The organism is Halalkalibacter suaedae, assembly GCF_017939705.1.
Lineage (GTDB): Bacteria > Bacillota > Bacilli > Bacillales > Bacillaceae_D > Halalkalibacter > Halalkalibacter suaedae.
Window position 1 is genome coordinate 291,615 of the sequence record NZ_JAGKSQ010000004.1, and the last position, 17,499, is coordinate 309,113.

Consider the following 17,499-nt stretch of genomic DNA (forward strand, 5'->3'; position numbering starts at 1 on the left):
TAATATGCAAATTGAACAAGTGAAAATTATTGATATACACGTTGATGAACTTTCCGAACTTCTGATAAAGGTAGTAGAAGATGATGCATCGATTGGTTTTTTACCACCACTGTCATACTCAGATGCTACTAAATATTGGATGAATGTCTTAGATCAAGATGTGCATTTATTTGTCGCTAAAATAAACAATCAGATAGTTGGAAGTGTACAGTTACAGTTATGCAATAAGCAGAATGGTGCTCATAGAGCAGAAATTGCCAAGCTCATGACACACCCTAATTATCGACGTAATGGTATTGGTCGTTCACTTATGAACAAAGCTGAAGAACGAGCCAAGGAGGAGGGCAGGTCATTATTAGTTCTCGATACAAGAGAAGGAGATCCTTCTAATCTTCTTTATTCTTCAATTGGTTATATTCATGCTGGCAAAATCCCTTATTACGCTAAATCGGCAAATGGAGAATTGCATTCTACTATTCTTTATTATAAATCTTTTAGTTAGTTATTACGTGCAGATTAGTATGAGCATGAATTGATTAAATAATTTTTTAGATGAAATTAAGAGGGGGATAAGCATGGATGATATCGTTGGCTTTATTATTGTAGCATTCCTAATTATTGGTTTCACCTATGGTTTGGTAATACAAATTCAATATAATATCTTTATACAAAAAAAGGGTAAAACTTATATGCATAATTATAGAAGGTCTTTAATTGGAAATTATTTAGCATCGATTTCATTTTCAGGCTTTCTAATTTCCTATGTATTAAATATTTTAGTTGCAATACAAATTATTCAGTCAAATATTATAACAAGTGAAAATACGAGCTTTACTTGTTTGGTGTTTTTATTGATACTATTTCTAGCTAAATTTATAATTATTCCCAATAAAATTAGGCAAGGCGAACTGTTAAGTAGTTAACTTGGTAATAAATTTAAAGTGTGAATGGGTTTGAAACGAAAAAAGCGAGTCTTATTGACTAACGGCAGTGATGATGCGAGAAGGATTTTTATGGTGATCTTATATTATAAGGAGAGCTTTTAAATGGATTATATTTTGTTAATTATAGCTATACTTGTTCTATTCTCTTCTCTAAGACAGATGACATTGATTGAAAATAGTAAAATAAAATCAACTATGCAAGAACTTAAGCTGAATAGTAGTTTACTTCTATGCGGTATTCCAACGATTGTGGCATTGGTTTTTATTCCTTATCAAGTCTGGGTATTAACAGGGAAGTCCAATAACTGGGACGGGGTTTATATTCTAGGTGGAACTGTTGTCGCTGTAATAATTATTAGTTTTATTTTCTACTATAAAAGAAAATTGAGATTTAACTAAAGGGGAGCATTCCTGCAATCAGAGGGGGGCTTTTTTTATGTGAAAGAAAAGGAAACTAAATGTTAAGGTATAGAGCAGGATAGAGAAAAAGGGCGAATGTTAGGTGACTTTAAGTATTTATCGAAATGGCTAGGAGGCATGCATATGACATTTTTGTTTTGGACAACTGCCTATGGGATTGGTTTCTTCGTTCTTACTAGCTTACTTCGTAAAGAGGGTTATTCTATCCGAGAAGTAATGGGCGATGTATCTATTAGAAACATCCCGTGGTTGGTGTTAATAGGTATTAAAATCCTTTTGATCTTATTATCTTTACTTTCCTTAGCTGGAGGCATCATTTTGCCTGTAATTTCACTATTTAATCCTCATATTTATTTGGAGATTTTCAATTCTCTTTCAGGTAAGGAAATTGAGCTTTCACGTGAATTTACTATAATCATAACGCTCATTATAAGTGTCGTTCTTGCACCTGTTTTTGAAGAACTTTTATTCAGAGGCTATTTTCTAAATAAATGGAAAGCTAAAATGAATATTTTGAAGGCTATAATTATCAGCTCCCTACTCTTTGCATTTTTTCATTTCGATTTTCTTTTATTCTTTTCATACTTTTGCAGTGGAGTTTTCTACAGTTTAGCTTATTTGAAAACTAAAAGATTAGTTGTTCCAATCATTCTACATTCACTAACCAATTTATTTTCTAACATCAGCATTTTGTTTCCTAGCTTAAATATAAATTTCTTATCATTTGAAACATTTAAGCAAATCATGACGATAAGCTCCTTCGTATATGTCGTACTGTTTCTGACGGTTTGTTATATCTTATACCGATCCTATTTGACTCTTGAAACTTCTTAATGAAAACGTTCGTATGTCTATACATTCAAACGTTTTTTATTTTGGAAACTTAAAAATGAGTTTGGTGTAACTTTTTAAGTTTTAATCCGTTATTACAGTGAGAAATAGAGATAGAAGGAGGAGAAAGTAATTGAACGATCGCCATCACTACATCAAGGAAAAGATAAATGATTGGTACCATACGTACAATAATGATGTTTATAATTATGTCTTTCTTTTAATAAGAGACCATGAACAGGCAAAGGATATATTGCAAGATACATTTCTACGTGCTTATAACAATTATGAATCATTTCAAGGAGGACTTCCAAAGGCTTGGTTATTTCGAATAGCTCGGAATTTGGCTATTGATCATTTTAGAAAAAGGAAACCAATTGCCTATTTTTTAGATTCAATTCCATTTGTGCAAACAATTTATCCAACTCCTGAACAAATGACTTTGTTAAATGAATCCGAACAGGAATTATATATTGCACTTAGTAAATTAAAACGATTATATAGGGAGGTTATTATACTAAGAAAAATTAAGGAGTTCTCTATAAAAGAAACTTCAACTATTCTTGGTTGGTCTGAAAGTAAAGTGAAGGTAAATTTATATAGAGGAATACAAGCTTTGAAAAAGGAATTAGAAAAGGGGGATTATATTCATGAACCATTTTGAGGAGGAAAATGAAATCGACAAAGGTTTAAAATCAATGGAAAATAAGTTTAGGATTTCAGAAAAGGAAGAAAAATACATTCTAAATGAAATAAATTTGACCATAGATAAAAATGGACCTACCAAAATTCAGAAATCTCCACAAAGAAATTATTATATTGCTTCGATAGCTTCTGTTTTTCTTTTAATTATATTAGCAATCCCTCTATTGAGTAATGTCTATGAAACAGGTAGCAATGAATTTTCTAAGAAAACATTTAACATTGCATATACTCCAGTAATCCAAAATGAAATTGATAATCCAAATAAATATCACTCTCTAATGACAGTAGAATTTTTAGATGAAAAGGTATTCACTAATACTATCTACGGAGAGGGAACATATAAGGTAAATGATGATGTACTTGTCCTTCATTTTGAAAATGAAGCTGAAAATTTAATAATAGAATTTAAACTTAAAGAAAGTGATAAAGCTTTCAGTAAATATTCAGCGGTGATTAGTGATGTCGATTTTGAAATAACTGATAACAATAAAATAAGTCATTTAAAAGGCTTATTTGTTAAATTAGATAAGCAAATGTCTATTGAATTCATCAAAAAATAGAATAAAAGGTGATGAAAATGCCTAACAAAAAAGTCAGGGGCTTAAAACGAAAAGTGAACAGTATGGTAAATAGAATTGAGAAGGAAACCATCAAGTTTCCTTCCGATTTTTATAATGGGTATTGGCATCTTCATTTACCTGTTGGACAAGGATTTATATCTTCTCCCAAGACCCCAGTGGGCATCAAGCGTATATGTATCCAAGCATTATTGAAAAGGGCAGAACATTTAGTGAATATAAAACCTGATACTTCGGAAGGAACAAGAATAGTTGTTGCAGTTGATTTACCGGGTCTATGGAACTCACAAATCATTGTGTTTAAAGGGGAGTCTTATTATAAAACATTCTTCGATAGAAATGATGCTTCTCAAAAGTGGACACCTCTTCCTGCATCCAGAAATATTGAACATGAATGGAAACTAACGATCCCGAAGAACATGAAGATTCTAGGGTTTAGAGAAGAAATCACCGATGAAAAGGACCCATATGTAGGAGAAATATGGTTCATAGGGGAGTTGAATTAAGGTGTTGCTTATAAGGAAGGGATGCACGAAATGACGCAAGCGGGATGGAAGTCGATTCGGCATAAAAGACTAGGGCACGAATAATGCTAGACTGATATCCTTTACTCGAATCAGAAAAGGAAGTTGATAATCAACCTCCTTTCTCTAAATTAAAATACGGCTTTCACAAAGTTAATAAGTACCCTTGGAAGATATAACACTGCATCAACAGTCCAGCCTAACAGGGTACTAATCAAGGTATTTTTATCAGCGTTATCTCGGCTCATGTATTCACCTCCTATCCTTACCATAATATTGTTAAAAGTTATAATTATCTTGCTCGGTTAAACCGAATTACTCATTGTATAAATTCATAAGCAGCACTAAATATTTACAATAGTTCTTCCTGCAACAATACAATTTAACATACGGCTGCTATATGATATACAGACATGAAGTAGCTTATAACAAATCTTTAAAGCCTTGCTATTTCAATTATACATATTTTCAACTTTAGGTTGAATTCCTAAATCAATTGTAATTATTAAAAGCCTGGATAATCATTATGTGAATAACCATGGTCTTTAGAAAAGAGAACGTCTTACTACAAAAATAGTGCATTTTTGTCAGTGGAATGGGAATTAATGTTAAACTAAGAAGCGGAGTAGTTATAAAGGAAATAATTTTATTAAAGGATGAATGTTTTATGAATAATAAGGCTCAACAGTTTTTTAATGAGTTTTGTTTGATAGCTAATAAGAAAGGGATTGAATGTAAAGAGGCTTTTCAATTCGGAACTTCTGCTGATTGGTTATCCAGTTTAGTTGTTGAAAATAAGAAGACAGCGACAACTTCTGCTTTCTTGTTTTATGAGTTAGAGAATGAAGCTCTACCTAAAGTGGGCGAATATAATATTGTTCTAGATGCTCAGGAAGAACCGGTATCGGTCATTCAAATTCAATCAGTTGAAGTTGTACCTATGAATGAGGTAACAGAGGAATTTGCTTTAGCTGAAGGCGAAGGTGACTACCGTTATTGGTGGGAAGCACATGAGACGTTTTTTACAGGATTATTAAAAGAGAACAATATGGAATTTTCACCAGAAATGTTAGTTGTATGTGAACGATTTACAAATGTATATTCAAAAAAACAGCTAAATAAAATGGAGTCTTCCATAGTCCGATTAGGCAGCTCTTAAACGGAAGCGAGATTGGGTTTCAAGTAAACGATACGTAGGTAAGTTATGTAATGTTAAGGTTGAAAATCTATAATGATATTGCTTTTTTCAATATCATTATAGATTTTAGTGAAGATCCTACTGATAGAAGTGGTATTTTTAAAATTACTTTGTTCGAAATTTAGTTTATTTTATCGGTATGTGCGATGGCAGAGATTTCAATCAGTTGCTCTGGGAACGCCAGATAAGTCACACCGAGGAGGCTGCCCGCCGGCCGGTGTTGTTCAAGGTATTCCTTGAACAAGTCGACGACTGGCTTAGAGTGTTCTTGCGGATTTGTGAGGTAGATTTCCACATAAGCTAGGTTGGACTTCGTCACTTCTAACTCTTTTAGCACACGATCAAGATTTTCAAGCGTTTGCCGAGTTTGAGATTTAATATCGTTCTTGCCAACGAATATACCTTCTTTATTGTGTGAAAATTGACCTGAAATATAAATAGTGCCGTTGACGTTGTAGCCTTGAGTAATACCGTGATCCCATAGATTGTGATGATAGGTTCTTAAAAGACTCATTGTTTTCTCTCCTTTGTTTTAAAGTAAGGTAAGTATAGATCGACTACAAAGAAAAAAGTAGTACGCACTTTTTTAATAGTTACTACCAGAAAGGATAGTGTAATGATGAGTATGAGTGACTATAAAGAAAAGGGTAATATCCAAGAGACATCTTTTGGTTATACTTTGTCAGTGATTGGAGGTAAATGGAAGATGCTCATCCTTTACCTTTTAGCTGAAAATCAACCGGTTCGCTTTAATGAAATGAAAAGAAGAATAGGAGCTATTACCTATAAGACATTAAGTTCTCAATTAAAAGAACTGGAAGCAGACGGGATCGTTCGACGGAAAGAGTATCCTCAAATTCCACCAAAAGTGGAGTACAGCCTCACAGAAAAAGCAGAAACCCTATTACCCGTTTTAGAACAGTTATGTAAATGGGGAGAAACAAACCGCAATAGTTTGTACTAGATTAATTGAGCTAACTGGGTGCAATTTCCGAACAGAAATAGGTTTTACATTGAAACGAGTATATAAGAAGGTCGGGCAAAAGAGGAGTTAAATATGAATGAAATTAAGCTAATCTGTGAAAATAGAGAATATTTAGGTTTCTTTTTAGACAATGATTTTTTTGAGTATGGAGAAAGTCAAATTGAAATTAAGGTAAGTAATTATTTTGTTCGGGGGCAAGTTTGGTTTAGTTTTGGTGAGTTAAAACAATTCACTAAAGAAATGGAACAATTGTATAAAAATATGAAGGGAAAAGTTGTTCTAATTGATTCAGAGTGTAATCTTGATATAACATTTTCACTCAACAGAAGAGGTTACGTTCTTGTTAAGGGACGTTATCAAGAGAATCATGCAAGAGAGAATAAGTTGATTTTTGAAATGGAGACAACTCAGCCAAGCTTTAACGAATGGATTTCTGCATTTAATAATGCCTTAGCAGAATAAGCCCTTCTTCAATGAAACATCTAGTAAAAGTTTTTAATGGGTAGTTCTAATATGGAGAAATACAGTTATGAAAAAACATTGTTGTGAGGATATAGCTTATCATTCTAACATGTTGCAATAGCTGTTTCAGAAATTTTATCATGAACAAAAAACGAATAAGTTAGGAGTAAAGTAAATTGAAAGAAGTATGGGAGAGGTTTAAAACTGTTGAAGGTTGCTTTTTAAAAGGGATTTTCGCGAATAAGCTTGATACATACCGAGTAAATAAAGAACTCTTAATTCACTCTGTTGAACCCTTACTATATATAAGAAAAGAGAATTCAGTTGACATACAGTATTGGAAAATAGACTGGATTGAGGACAGCACAGGTGATGACTTTCTGTTACTTAAAGAACAGAAAACTCCAGAACCACTTAAATACGAACTAATAGATGGCCCGTCCCAAAAACATATCATAATGGGCTCAAGTTTTTCCGTTCAACCTAACTTAATAAAAAATGTAAGTGGATACGGTTTTAAGGAAAGCAATAATGAGATTTTGTCCTCTATTGTATTAGAACTTGAGGACGTGTTCATGACTATCAAATCAGGAGCCATTATAGAGATTAAAATTATAGAAGATGAACCTAAAGATTTAGGAGACTTAATCTTCACAACATAACTCATTTTGGATGATATCATTGGGTCGACATCATTACTATATTTCGTGCTGCTAAGAGGGGGAGTATGAAGTTTGAGTTCTAAAAAGAGTTCTAAACTTGAAAAATGGCGAGCAAAGTATGCGTCATTAGCTGTTGGATCAGGTTGCTTATATAGTGTTGTTACAAGTTGGGGAGAAAATTGGTTAATGACAACGATATTGACAGCCGGTGTAATCATGTGTGGAATAATGGCTTTCTTTGATCTAAAGAAGAACATTTAGAACGTGTTAAACTGACTAGGATAACCCATTAAGAGCAGGGCTTACTCCTTTCTTACAGTGGTATTTGACTATACGTGCTCTTGAACAGATCTCCTCGGTCTACATACTTAATTATTCTTTTAATCTAACTGCCCATATTAAATTGAAAAAAACGGCCAACAACATAACCGCCGTTAAAAGCAATGGTAAAAAACTGAATACGTTGTTTTCAATACCTACTGAGTATCTTACAAAAGATTCATTGGCTAATATAGAACTAATTAATACTAGGTTTTGAATCAAAACCATGATTTTTTTCGACATATTGTATTGTTGCTCTCGATTTTTTTCGGTTAAATTAATGTAATTAAGTTTTTCAGGGTTTTTAGTTAATAACCCAAGTAACCACCAGATTAGAAGCCCTATAATTGGCATAACTAGTACAAAGTACTTCGAACCCCAATTATCAGGTTCACCTTTAGTGGAATGAATGGCAATACGGTCTGGAATATCTGGCCAAAATAAAAATAAATTTATCAAATGATACGCTAAAATGACCAGAGAAATGAAAGTGAATAAGTGTTTAAATGAATTTACTTTTATCAGCAAAGTACCCTCCTTTTTCCAATTATATATTGTCTATTTTATCAGATATATGAGAAATAGCTTTAGAAAGTTTTTAGATGAATTAACAACAGTAACAGAAGTTTTTCCATGGCATTGGAAAGGAAATTAATGTTAAGATAATAAAGGTGTAATTACTCAAGTTCTGGGATAGATTAGTGAATCTTTTGAGGGGGATCTTGATTGATAATTATTGGTTTTATCATAATAGTGGTCACACTTCTAGCAATAGAAGGACAACTAAGAAAAGCTTCTAGACAGAATGAGGAAATCATTGAGTTGTTAAAAGGAATAAAGGGGATAAGCAGGAATGATAAATTGAACTAGCAGAGTGTTTCAACTAATAGGAGTTATATAATGAAGAAGAGAAAAGAATAATCTTTGAAACTAAATTAATTCTGACTAATTGTGAAATGATTTACGTAAATTTACGGGTAGCGTTCCTTAGAAGGGGCGTTTTTTTTGTGTGAGTAAATGGAAATTGGCATTAAATTAAAGATATGTTTATATTGCGGAAGGTGAAGTTATAGGAGGAAATTCATTTCCAGTACTAATAGCTGACTTTGGCATAGGTGGAGGGTATTTCAATCTTCATGGAGAAGATTGAAATTTACACAGTTATTTGTTTTTTTGAGTGGATTTCTAAAAAAAGCACTTACAATTTGCTACTGTTAGTGTTCCTTCAATATTGTCCATTAAAAGGAAATTAATGTTAAAATATTAAAGACGTAATCTTAATAAGGGTGATTAAAATGGGAGAAATAATCGTATCGGTAATACCGTATATTGTTCAGATCTTATTGTTGGTCGGTGCAATTGGATTGTTCTATTTAGTTTTTAAGGGTGCTTTTTCTAAGTTATTTGTCACTCGTTCAAAATTTGAAGAAGTAGAGAACGAGGTTAATAGCTTGTCTAAGGAATTAGATTCTATAAAAGAGCAGATGAAAAACGATACCAAATGAGTACAGTCTATTTATTCAACAATGGGGGGATTCCCTCTACTAAGAAAATGAATGTAGAACCCAATTAACAGTCTTTGAAAGAAAGATGAAAGCTAATCCAGCGTGATTTTCTGAAAAATAAGAGTTTTAGAGAGTATGTGAAAAGTGAATTAGCAGGTAAGGTATAAGTGCAACTACTTACATATTTACCTTGCGAAAGACTCAGTCATTCAAGTATTAGATTGAAATGCTGTTTCGCTACAACTAGCACTCTTTCAAAGGGGGATTAAATGATTAAAAGAATTTTTGAAAGGATTGTACTCTTTTCAATAATAGTGCTCGCAGCTTGTAATATGAATTCGCAATCAGAATCAATACTGAACCCAATTCTAAGTGAGTTTCAAGAGGCGGGAATTACCTTAAAGGAGGAAACGGAAAAAGCAAAAACATTTAGCTTTCCTGGCTCGGATGAGAAATATTACGAATTTAAGGATGGATACGTCTATCTTATATACAACTTTGACAGTAAAGAAGTGATTATTGACAAACTAACTACAATATTTGCAGAAGCAGAATTTCCTTATGATGTTAATAGTTTATATACGTATCAATTCATTATTATTTTTATTGCTAGTAGCGAAAACCCTGATATAGCAGAAAAAATAGAATCTATATTTCAAAAATTAAAAGATCATTAAAATGCTAGTAAGAGAAGTGATCGGTGCTATTGTTTTTTAATTAAATATTTTGATTGTACATAAAACAATAATAAATATCCTATATACTTGTAATATAGACCATATAGTTTACTTTAGTAATCCTGACCCGGTTTGTAGAAAACATGACACTCCCTTCAATTATAATTGGTGGGCCAAATGAAAAAGTGCTAAAGAAGACACAAAGCCTTCAAGAAACAGACTAACATTGTAGTGAGGATATGGCTAAAAATCAAAGGAGGTAGAGGCAGAAATTGAAGTATAAAAAGCTTTTAATTATATGTTGTATAGTTAATGTATTGTTAGTGATGCTTTCTACTTTTTTTGTGTTCAAAATAAACGAAACAGAGGAAATCCTTACCCAAAATGAGCAGAACTTATTAAGGGAGTTTGTGAAAAATCAAGAAGGTATAAAGACCAAATTGAATTCCTCATTAAAAGAACAAAGTGAAAATAGTGAAATGGGGTTAATAGCAGCATTGTCTTTGAATGTTGCCAATATAAAGCTACATGAACATATTTCAATTCCAAATGATTTAAGAAGGTTTCACTTTGACTTAAACGTGTATATTACTCATCTTTTAATGCAATCTAGTGATGAAAAACTAAATGTTTCAGAAAAGGAAGATATCATAGTTGTTATCGAAATCCTAACTAATTATGAAGAAGAATTGAATTTTAATTTTTATGACAGTCCAAGCGAGATCCAGAGAAAATTAGACAATGCTGTAAAAGAAGTTATAACCCCATTCTTAAACAGCAATTCTAATCCATTTTGATAAAACTAACTACTGCTCATTACTTGAACAGTAGGGACAGGTCAATTTGCTTACAATATTGGAAAAGTAACGTGCACCTCGCAAATGTTACTATTTAGAGAACCTCTTCTAGTGAAATTCCATTATCTTTAAATTCGATTTTTAAATTTGCTCCAGAGTGACATATGACTTCAAAAGAGATGATCTTATTATTTACAGGGAGGAATTCTTCTCTGGTCCATAAGTCTTGTTCAGGACTTAGTATGGGAGCTGGTTTATCTTTATTAAGGTGATGAAAGCTAAAGGAAAAAACATCGGTAAACGTAAGCCTCCATTTTTCCTTCTCATTTGAGACGGTCAGTTGAATAGTGGTATTGATTAGGTTTGAATGGTTTATTACTACTTTTTCTAGCAAGTAATCATGGAATCCATAAGTGTCAAATCTCTGAAACACCTCTTTAGGAAGTCTATTAGATAATGAAGCGTACTGCTCCCAGTATAAATCTCTATTCTTTCCCCATTCTTCCTCAAGTTCGTCTAATTTTGCTTCTCCTAAACTTTCGTTACTCAATGCCGTTAATAAATCATATGTAAAGTATTTCATATAAATCCATCCCCTTAAATTATAGCTTATTGTAATAGTATACTTTAAATCACTAGTATTACATTAGTTAATTCCGTTTAACACACGACACCAAATTCGCCATTCTGATAAGAATCATTGATCCAAGCCATTTTTTCTTTTTACGCTAAAAAAGGAAATTAATGTTAAAATGGATAAGGAGGAAGATTTCACTGTTATCATGTTTTATATACACTGGAGGGAGTTAATTAATGAAGAAAAGATATTTTATACTTTATTCTTTTGTATTGGTGCTTTTATTATTCGTGCTTGGCTCATGTTCTAAGTTAGAAACGGATAATTCATTAGTAGATACAAATATAAAGGAAGAACATCAAATGGAGAGTTCAACTTCAGCGAATAAGGATCGATCTCCTACTAGTAATAACGATTCAGACAACCTAGATAATCATAGTAATAGCAATAGTACTAGTGCAAGTAATCTAAATGAATCTACTGCTGAAAATACAAAAATCGAAAGCAATGAGGATAGTCAAGAATCAATAAAAGAAGAATCGGAGAGTATTACAAAAAATTTTGATTTAGAATCTTATCTTAATACAAATTATCTAATTGATGGTACCCATTATAAAATTAAAAGCTGGGGAGAAGTTGAAGGCACAAATAGAATCGATTATAGAGTTGATATCGTTCCTGATACTAAAGAATTTAGTGCTGAGATCACTAAAATCTTTAAGAGTGGAGAGCCTTATGGTGACAAAAGAACAGAGACTATGATGAATATTGCTAGAAATATATTGACCGATTTACCTGAGATTAATAATAAAGTTCATATCGACTCTGTGAATTGGGTATCGTATGATGGTGAATTTGAAGTAATGTTAATACAAGATTATGAACAAAGCACAATAAGTGAATAAATAACAAAAATGCTTGTTTGTTAAATTATTTTCTATAAAAAACCTCACATTCCCAAAAGCTGAAGATTTGTCACATGAAGCGGTGGCATCAGGGTATTTCTAACTAGAAATGGGTAATCGAAAATGCTTACTGACATTGAATATTGAGAAATAAGGAGACATGATCCAGATAGTAAATTATCGGTTTACATAAGGTAGTAATGTTATTATCTGAAAAGGATGTAAAGATGAAAAAAGTTTTTGGAGAGAGAAATGAGAGAATTAGTTATGAAACTAGAAAGGGTGTTTATGCCGTTATTTATAATTCTCAAAAAGACGAGGTTATGACTGTTCGAAATGAAAGGGGGCATCATCTTTTGGCAGGTGGCGGAATTGAAAATGGTGGAAGTCATTTCAGGTGTCTTGAAAGAGAAATGTTAGAAGAAACGGGATACAAGGTACTATTACATAGAATGGATAGATATACAAAGGGCGAATAAGTTTCTTATCCACGATCATCATTATTGGGCAGTTAAAAAAGGCTTAGATTTATTCAAATAATGCTAGATTTATTTGAATGAAAACGAACAATGATGGGATGGCTGAAGTAAACATTTCTGAAATACACTCCTCTTTCTACAGAAAGCCGGTGAGCCTCAGCTACACTTGGTGAGGCCTCACCCTTTCAAGTTGAATTAGGTAATTTGCTTACATACTGTATTTTAAGTATGCATAGCTATCAGTGATGATGGTGTCCAGATGAATTAGCTTTTGCGTTACACAGAATCGTATTATCATGCTGATGAGAAGTTGTTTCTATTTGAATCGTCATATGGTGAATATTTTTGTGTTCAAGGTCGTGTTCAATTTGATGAAGCAAACGTTCACTTTCAGCAACAGACATTTGCTTATCTACAACTGCATGGCAGGATAGTGCATTTAAGCCGCTTGTAATCGACCAAACATGTAAGTCGTGAACGCTATGAATTTCTTTTTTATTTTGGATTGTTTGGATCACATCGTTTAAATCAACATTTTGTGGTGTCCCTTCCATCAGGACGTGAAGACCAGATTTCGTAACATAGTAGCCACTTCGTAATACGAGTGCGGCAACAATGACACTCGCTAGTGGGTCTGCCCAGCCCAAGTCGAAGAACATGATCAGCAGTGCAGCAATAACTGCACCAATGGAACCAAGCATATCACTCATCACATGCAAGTAGGCTCCACGCATATTCAAGTTTTCTTCTACATCCCCGCCACGCAACATAATCCACGCAACAATAATATTGACTAGTAATCCAAATGCAGCGATGATTAACATTCCCGTTGAAGCCACTTCTGGTGGATTCTGAAAGCGCTCAATTGCCTCATAAAAGATGTATAGAGCAATCAAAATAAGTGTGATGCCGTTAAGAACGGCTGCTAATATTTCAAATCGCTTATATCCATATGTTTTACTATGGTTAGCGACCCTTGCTCCAAGTGTAAACGCCAATAGAGCAATCCCAAGTGATATGGAGTCACTTAACATATGGCCCGCATCAGACAAAAGTGCAAGGCTATTGGTTATAAATCCTCCAATTGCTTCAACTAACATATAGCCTGTAATGATAATAAAACTTATCATTAATGTTTTTTTATTCGCACCATGTGTATGGTCATGTCCATGATCGTGTCCCATTCATAGTCCTCCTAATTAATGATGGCAAGCATGCTCGATTGCCTGTTTTAGTAAATTCATAACGTGGTCGTCATTTTCCGAATAATACATAGTCGTCCCTGTTCTTCTATATTTGACCAATCTTAAATTTTTCAAGAAACGTAATTGATGGGAGACGCTAGATTGGCTTAAATTTAGAGTCTCTGCAATATCGTTGACTGAGTGCTCTCCTGTACATAATAAGTTCAAAATACGAATACGAGTTGGGTCGCTCAATGCTTTGAACGTTTGCGAAACAACAAACAATGTCTCTTCATCCAAATGCTGCCCTTTTTCAGTAAAGGCTTCTTTATTTTTCTGCTCTTCAATCATTATTTTTCCTCCTCATTATATTTTATGTGAATATATGATTATATGTTCATATATCCAGATTATTAAATGCTTCCTTAAATGTCAATCAGGAAAGTTTATGTGATCTCATTGTTTGCACAACATTAATTGAGCTTTTAAGAGGAAGGGGACAATGACTAAAATACAGCTACTAATTAAAAACAGGATTATTAGCTGTTCTTTTTGAAGTATTGGACCAAGGTTGATTTGTTAGAAACCTTTCTAAATAAAATACGTCTAACTTAACAAGGAGGGCAGGAAAATGAAGAAAAACGTAATGACTTTCTTAGTGTGCGTTTTATTAGCTATTGGAATATATTTTGTTATCTCGATACTTAACTTAAATCCACCCAAACCAAGTATAACTGTTGAAGATAGTAAAGTAGAAGTGGTACAGGGTTCTTATTGTTGGAAAGGACTTATTACAGCACAATGTGTTGATAGTATTTCTCCACCAGAACTGATTAAACATCATGATCTTAAACCTGTTGTTGTATCACCTAAAGCAAAATTGAAAATAGACTTTCATCATGAACCACTAGAAAATTCATTGGGTGTTGATAGATGGATTAGTAATCCAAGAAACTGAAAATGTCCCATTAAGTGATGACATATTATTAGTACCAAAAGAAAAAGGTATTTATATTTATAGTGCTTATGCATATTGGGAGAAGGGGAGTGCGAGTTACGCCTTTGTTATTGAAGTTGAGTAAGTCTTACCATCAATGACGTAACCCACCCACAAATCTTTGAATATTTTTTGTGATAGATCCTCCGCCATTAGTGGGTTAGGTCATAGATCTCATCTCTATTACTTCAACACTACTCCATTGTGCAGTAAAGCTGAATGGAATATTTCTAAACTTGAAGGGAAGCTTTCTTTGGTTGGCCACGAATCAATGTCCCAAACCTTTGATTTTTTGAATGCTCGTGGGCAGTGGATAAAGCATTCCTCCACATCTACACCTATCCCAAGTAAGGGTGGCCTTTCGTTTAGGCTCATGCTGTCCAGAATCTCGGGATTCTTTATTATAGTTGCACGTCCATTTATGCGGAGCACCTCTTCTAAACCAGGAATAAGAAATAATAGTCCTACGTGTGGGTTGGATATAATATTGAGAATGGAGTCTATTCGTTTATTGCCTGGACGATCTGGAATCACTAATTGTTTGTTGTTTAGTATCTGTATTCCACACGGGAAATCCCCTCTTGGAGAAACATCACATTTTCCTTCAGCGTTTGCCGTAGAAAGAAAAAACAGTGGTGACATTTCAATAAATCGCTTACAATGTTCATCAATCTGTGAAACACTTTTTTTAGTAATATGTTCATGTGGCGTTCCTACGATTTTTCGAACTTCCTCTTCTGATGTAACTGCATTGAAAGAAAAATTAATTAACTCCATCATACTTACCTCTTTTCATAACGACAATCTGTTAGTAACTATTTTACAGGAATGAAAATCATTATCAATGATTTTTTGGAATGTAATTATTTCATTGTTTTTAGGTTAAGTGGGTTGCAAGGGAATATAGAAGGATGATTATAGCAATGAAGGGAATACTATTTGGCGATGAATGATTTTACTAAATGATATTGATTCACTGATATATGCAAAAGTAGCAGTACATAATAAAGTAAGGTATTCTCCAGTGGAATAGGGTATATTTATATTTGTTGAATAGATTCTCTTTAAAGACAAGAAAAGTAGGTGAACAAAGTGGGGAAATATCAATTGGATACAAAAGCTCAGGTAGCTGTGACAAAGTTTCATGAAAAACAGGGACCTGCCAAATTTGATAAAAAGCAGCAACTTGAAAAAATACGTGCGGAGTATTTGAAAAAGAAGCAAAAACAAACAGATAAATAAGATGAATGGAAACATAGGGAGTCTGAAATTCCTTATGTTTTTCTTTTTATTCCAACATTCAGATTAGGTACAAAATCACGATTAAGAAATTAAAACGTGGAAGTTACAGGGTCAATGAAATAATATATAGAATTAACTAGGAACAGAAAAGGAAATTAATGTTAAACTAAAGATTAGCTTACTTCTAAACTGTTTGGACTTCTTATGAAATTTCATCTTCATGTGAAGTGAGTATTCCTTATTATGAAATGCTGTATTCATGGTTGATGAAAAGGAAAAAGGATAAACAAATAGCAGATTAATTTACGTGGGCTATAAAATGAAACTGAAAACCATGTCTACGAAAGAAAATTGTTAAGCTAACTAGGGAGAAATCAAAAGTTTCCTTTAGTTACAGGAGGGTCAAAATGACTAATTATTATTACTTAGCTTCAGACAAAAAAATGGGTTCGGGTATTGGTTCCGTTGATTTTACAAAAACTGAACCACATCTAATTCCTGGGTTTGATTATCCAATACAAATAGAAATTTTTAATGGAATAGAAAAAGACTGGCAATTACAGGAATTACTGCATTATATTCGTAATCATACCGCCCCTTATGAAGTTTGTACTGTACAAATAGCAAATGTAATTAACTCAAATCGAACAGAATTAGAGATACAGAAAAAACATAAGGTTTTATTAAACGAAATAGTTGACCCGAAACAACTCTTGTTACAAGAAGGTCATTTGTTGACCGTTAAAAAAGTCCCTATTTGAAATTGTATCTTACATAGGTTTGAACTTTCAGTTGCGATAGCATCAGTTTTTGAATAGTGAGTATCAGGATTAGTGTTCTATAGGAAATAAGAAAAGTTGTTAGAAGTTCATATTATTAAGGAGAGTTTACTTGAATAAATTCATGATTATTATGTTAATGGCGATTCTTGCAGGATGTTCTGATCAATCAACAGTATATACACCGTCAATAAAACTCACAAGCTCGAATGTAAGGATAGTTAGTGATATTCCAGAGCAACAGCCAATTGTTGACGGTCAATTATTTGAACACATCGGTCTTGTCTCACTACAATATGATTTTTAAATTATCAATACTGGTGAGAAGAACTTTAAGGTTAGTCAAAATGCACATATTAGTGAAAGTGATAGTAAAACAATTGCCCTCACCATTGAACCCAACCCAGAACTAAAAGCATTTGCAAATGAAGTGACGGGTATAAATTTATATAGCGAGAGGAATCATGGAGGAGGTTTTTTAGCTTCTCCTACTGTACTCGAACCTAATGAAGAAGGAACGTATTCGATCGAATATATACTTGGTTCAATAGAAGAAATTCCTGAGATGACATCGGCACCGAATAAAGAACAATTAGATGAATTAAGGGAGAAAGCAGTGAATGCAAACCTTGTAATCTATTATGAAAACGAGAAGATTAAAAGTTTTGCTCTAGATAAAGCAAGATAAAAACAATTAGTGGAATATTATTAGAAAATTATTGAGAGG

29 protein-coding genes are annotated in these 17,499 nt (G+C 33.0%); 23 read left to right on the forward strand and 6 right to left on the reverse strand.

Annotated elements, in window-relative coordinates:
• Nucleotides 1-4: 4 nt before the first annotated feature.
• From J7W16_RS11740 to J7W16_RS11775, 8 genes are all read left to right on the forward strand, one after another.
• Nucleotides 5-502 carry a GNAT family N-acetyltransferase gene (locus J7W16_RS11740; protein WP_419095835.1) on the forward strand — a complete coding sequence of 166 codons (498 nt, stop codon included), beginning with the start codon at nt 5-7 and terminating at the stop codon, nt 500-502.
• 73 nt (nt 503-575) lie between these two features.
• The gene (locus J7W16_RS11745) at nt 576-923 is read left to right on the forward strand and encodes a hypothetical protein (RefSeq protein ID WP_210597495.1); all 348 of its coding nucleotides are present in this window, start codon (nt 576-578) and stop codon (nt 921-923) included.
• 123 nt (nt 924-1,046) lie between these two features.
• A complete protein-coding gene (locus J7W16_RS11750) occupies nt 1,047-1,343 on the forward strand; it encodes a hypothetical protein (RefSeq protein WP_210597496.1) in 297 nt (98 codons plus the stop codon).
• 144 nt (nt 1,344-1,487) lie between these two features.
• Nucleotides 1,488-2,198, forward strand: coding sequence for a CPBP family intramembrane glutamic endopeptidase (locus J7W16_RS11755; protein ID WP_210597497.1), 711 nt, complete (start codon nt 1,488-1,490; stop codon nt 2,196-2,198).
• A 130-nt stretch (nt 2,199-2,328) separates the two neighbouring features.
• A complete protein-coding gene (locus tag J7W16_RS11760) occupies nt 2,329-2,859 on the forward strand; it encodes an RNA polymerase sigma factor (RefSeq protein ID WP_246879974.1) in 531 nt (176 codons plus the stop codon).
• A complete protein-coding gene (locus J7W16_RS11765) occupies nt 2,846-3,460 on the forward strand; it encodes a hypothetical protein (protein ID WP_210597498.1) in 615 nt (204 codons plus the stop codon). The genes J7W16_RS11760 and J7W16_RS11765 overlap by 14 nt, the downstream gene beginning before the upstream one ends.
• Before the next feature lie 17 nt (nt 3,461-3,477).
• On the forward strand, nt 3,478-3,984 hold the full coding sequence (locus tag J7W16_RS11770; protein ID WP_210597499.1) for a DUF3916 domain-containing protein: 507 nt from the start codon (nt 3,478-3,480) through the stop codon (nt 3,982-3,984).
• A 685-nt stretch (nt 3,985-4,669) separates the two neighbouring features.
• Nucleotides 4,670-5,161, forward strand: a complete 492-nt coding sequence (locus tag J7W16_RS11775; RefSeq protein ID WP_210597500.1) for an ASCH domain-containing protein — start codon at nt 4,670-4,672, stop codon at nt 5,159-5,161.
• Nucleotides 5,162-5,321: 160 nt separating this feature from the next.
• Here the strand turns inward: J7W16_RS11775 and J7W16_RS11780 are convergent, their stop codons facing one another.
• Complete coding sequence (locus J7W16_RS11780) at nt 5,322-5,714, reverse strand: RidA family protein (RefSeq protein ID WP_210597501.1); 393 nt, start codon at nt 5,712-5,714, stop codon at nt 5,322-5,324.
• A 105-nt stretch (nt 5,715-5,819) separates the two neighbouring features.
• Here J7W16_RS11780 and J7W16_RS11785 point away from each other — a divergent pair, with 105 nt between their 5' ends.
• The 4 genes from J7W16_RS11785 (at nt 5,820) to J7W16_RS11800 (ending at nt 7,570) form a co-directional block, all read left to right on the forward strand.
• Entirely contained in the window at nt 5,820-6,164 is a 345-nt protein-coding gene (locus J7W16_RS11785; RefSeq protein WP_210597502.1) for a winged helix-turn-helix transcriptional regulator, read from the forward strand.
• A 93-nt stretch (nt 6,165-6,257) separates the two neighbouring features.
• The gene (locus tag J7W16_RS11790; protein ID WP_210597503.1) at nt 6,258-6,647 is read left to right on the forward strand and encodes a WapI family immunity protein; all 390 of its coding nucleotides are present in this window, start codon (nt 6,258-6,260) and stop codon (nt 6,645-6,647) included.
• Between the two features lie 176 nt (nt 6,648-6,823).
• On the forward strand, nt 6,824-7,309 hold the full coding sequence (locus J7W16_RS11795; protein WP_210597504.1) for a hypothetical protein: 486 nt from the start codon (nt 6,824-6,826) through the stop codon (nt 7,307-7,309).
• 72 nt (nt 7,310-7,381) lie between these two features.
• On the forward strand, nt 7,382-7,570 hold the full coding sequence (locus tag J7W16_RS11800; RefSeq protein WP_210597505.1) for a hypothetical protein: 189 nt from the start codon (nt 7,382-7,384) through the stop codon (nt 7,568-7,570).
• 111 nt (nt 7,571-7,681) lie between these two features.
• Here J7W16_RS11800 and J7W16_RS11805 read toward each other — a convergent pair whose 3' ends face one another.
• Nucleotides 7,682-8,158, reverse strand: a complete 477-nt coding sequence (locus J7W16_RS11805; RefSeq protein WP_210597506.1) for a DUF1648 domain-containing protein — start codon at nt 8,156-8,158, stop codon at nt 7,682-7,684.
• Between the two features lie 198 nt (nt 8,159-8,356).
• Between J7W16_RS11805 and J7W16_RS11810 the strand changes: the two genes are divergently transcribed.
• The 4 genes from J7W16_RS11810 to J7W16_RS11825 all read left to right on the forward strand — a co-directional run bounded on the left by J7W16_RS11810 (nt 8,357) and on the right by J7W16_RS11825 (nt 10,609).
• The gene (locus tag J7W16_RS11810; protein ID WP_210597507.1) at nt 8,357-8,500 is read left to right on the forward strand and encodes a hypothetical protein; all 144 of its coding nucleotides are present in this window, start codon (nt 8,357-8,359) and stop codon (nt 8,498-8,500) included.
• 425 nt (nt 8,501-8,925) lie between these two features.
• On the forward strand, nt 8,926-9,135 hold the full coding sequence (locus tag J7W16_RS11815) for a hypothetical protein (RefSeq protein ID WP_210597508.1): 210 nt from the start codon (nt 8,926-8,928) through the stop codon (nt 9,133-9,135).
• A gap of 269 nt (nt 9,136-9,404) precedes the next feature.
• Entirely contained in the window at nt 9,405-9,812 is a 408-nt protein-coding gene (locus tag J7W16_RS11820) for a hypothetical protein (protein ID WP_210597509.1), read from the forward strand.
• Between the two features lie 272 nt (nt 9,813-10,084).
• Entirely contained in the window at nt 10,085-10,609 is a 525-nt protein-coding gene (locus J7W16_RS11825) for a hypothetical protein (RefSeq protein ID WP_210597510.1), read from the forward strand.
• 94 nt (nt 10,610-10,703) lie between these two features.
• On the opposite strand, the gene J7W16_RS11830 is transcribed toward J7W16_RS11825, so the two are convergent.
• Nucleotides 10,704-11,192, reverse strand: coding sequence for a hypothetical protein (locus J7W16_RS11830; protein ID WP_210597511.1), 489 nt, complete (start codon nt 11,190-11,192; stop codon nt 10,704-10,706).
• Nucleotides 11,193-11,422: 230 nt separating this feature from the next.
• Here J7W16_RS11830 and J7W16_RS11835 point away from each other — a divergent pair, with 230 nt between their 5' ends.
• Together J7W16_RS11835 and J7W16_RS11840 are read left to right on the forward strand one after the other, a co-directional pair.
• Nucleotides 11,423-12,091, forward strand: a complete 669-nt coding sequence (locus J7W16_RS11835) for a hypothetical protein (protein ID WP_210597512.1) — start codon at nt 11,423-11,425, stop codon at nt 12,089-12,091.
• A 227-nt stretch (nt 12,092-12,318) separates the two neighbouring features.
• On the forward strand, nt 12,319-12,570 hold the full coding sequence (locus J7W16_RS11840) for an NUDIX domain-containing protein (protein ID WP_246879975.1): 252 nt from the start codon (nt 12,319-12,321) through the stop codon (nt 12,568-12,570).
• A gap of 239 nt (nt 12,571-12,809) precedes the next feature.
• Here the strand turns inward: J7W16_RS11840 and J7W16_RS11845 are convergent, their stop codons facing one another.
• Nucleotides 12,810-13,754 (reverse strand): cation diffusion facilitator family transporter, encoded by a 945-nt coding sequence (locus tag J7W16_RS11845; protein WP_210597513.1) that lies wholly within the window; start codon nt 13,752-13,754, stop codon nt 12,810-12,812.
• Between the two features lie 15 nt (nt 13,755-13,769).
• Complete coding sequence (locus tag J7W16_RS11850) at nt 13,770-14,105, reverse strand: ArsR/SmtB family transcription factor (protein ID WP_210597514.1); 336 nt, start codon at nt 14,103-14,105, stop codon at nt 13,770-13,772.
• A 280-nt stretch (nt 14,106-14,385) separates the two neighbouring features.
• On the opposite strand from J7W16_RS11850, the gene J7W16_RS11855 reads away from it, so the two are divergent.
• Nucleotides 14,386-14,712 (forward strand): hypothetical protein, encoded by a 327-nt coding sequence (locus J7W16_RS11855; protein WP_246879976.1) that lies wholly within the window; start codon nt 14,386-14,388, stop codon nt 14,710-14,712.
• Nucleotides 14,713-14,934: 222 nt separating this feature from the next.
• Here J7W16_RS11855 and J7W16_RS11860 read toward each other — a convergent pair whose 3' ends face one another.
• Complete coding sequence (locus tag J7W16_RS11860) at nt 14,935-15,528, reverse strand: MSMEG_1061 family FMN-dependent PPOX-type flavoprotein (RefSeq protein ID WP_210597515.1); 594 nt, start codon at nt 15,526-15,528, stop codon at nt 14,935-14,937.
• A 330-nt stretch (nt 15,529-15,858) separates the two neighbouring features.
• Between J7W16_RS11860 and J7W16_RS22195 the strand changes: the two genes are divergently transcribed.
• The 4 genes from J7W16_RS22195 (at nt 15,859) to J7W16_RS11875 (ending at nt 17,460) form a co-directional block, all read left to right on the forward strand.
• Complete coding sequence (locus tag J7W16_RS22195) at nt 15,859-15,993, forward strand: hypothetical protein (RefSeq protein WP_283246045.1); 135 nt, start codon at nt 15,859-15,861, stop codon at nt 15,991-15,993.
• 407 nt (nt 15,994-16,400) lie between these two features.
• Nucleotides 16,401-16,754, forward strand: coding sequence for a hypothetical protein (locus J7W16_RS11865; protein ID WP_210597516.1), 354 nt, complete (start codon nt 16,401-16,403; stop codon nt 16,752-16,754).
• 130 nt (nt 16,755-16,884) lie between these two features.
• Entirely contained in the window at nt 16,885-17,079 is a 195-nt protein-coding gene (locus tag J7W16_RS11870; RefSeq protein WP_210597517.1) for a hypothetical protein, read from the forward strand.
• Between the two features lie 123 nt (nt 17,080-17,202).
• Complete coding sequence (locus J7W16_RS11875; RefSeq protein ID WP_210597518.1) at nt 17,203-17,460, forward strand: hypothetical protein; 258 nt, start codon at nt 17,203-17,205, stop codon at nt 17,458-17,460.
• Nucleotides 17,461-17,499 lie beyond the last annotated feature (39 nt).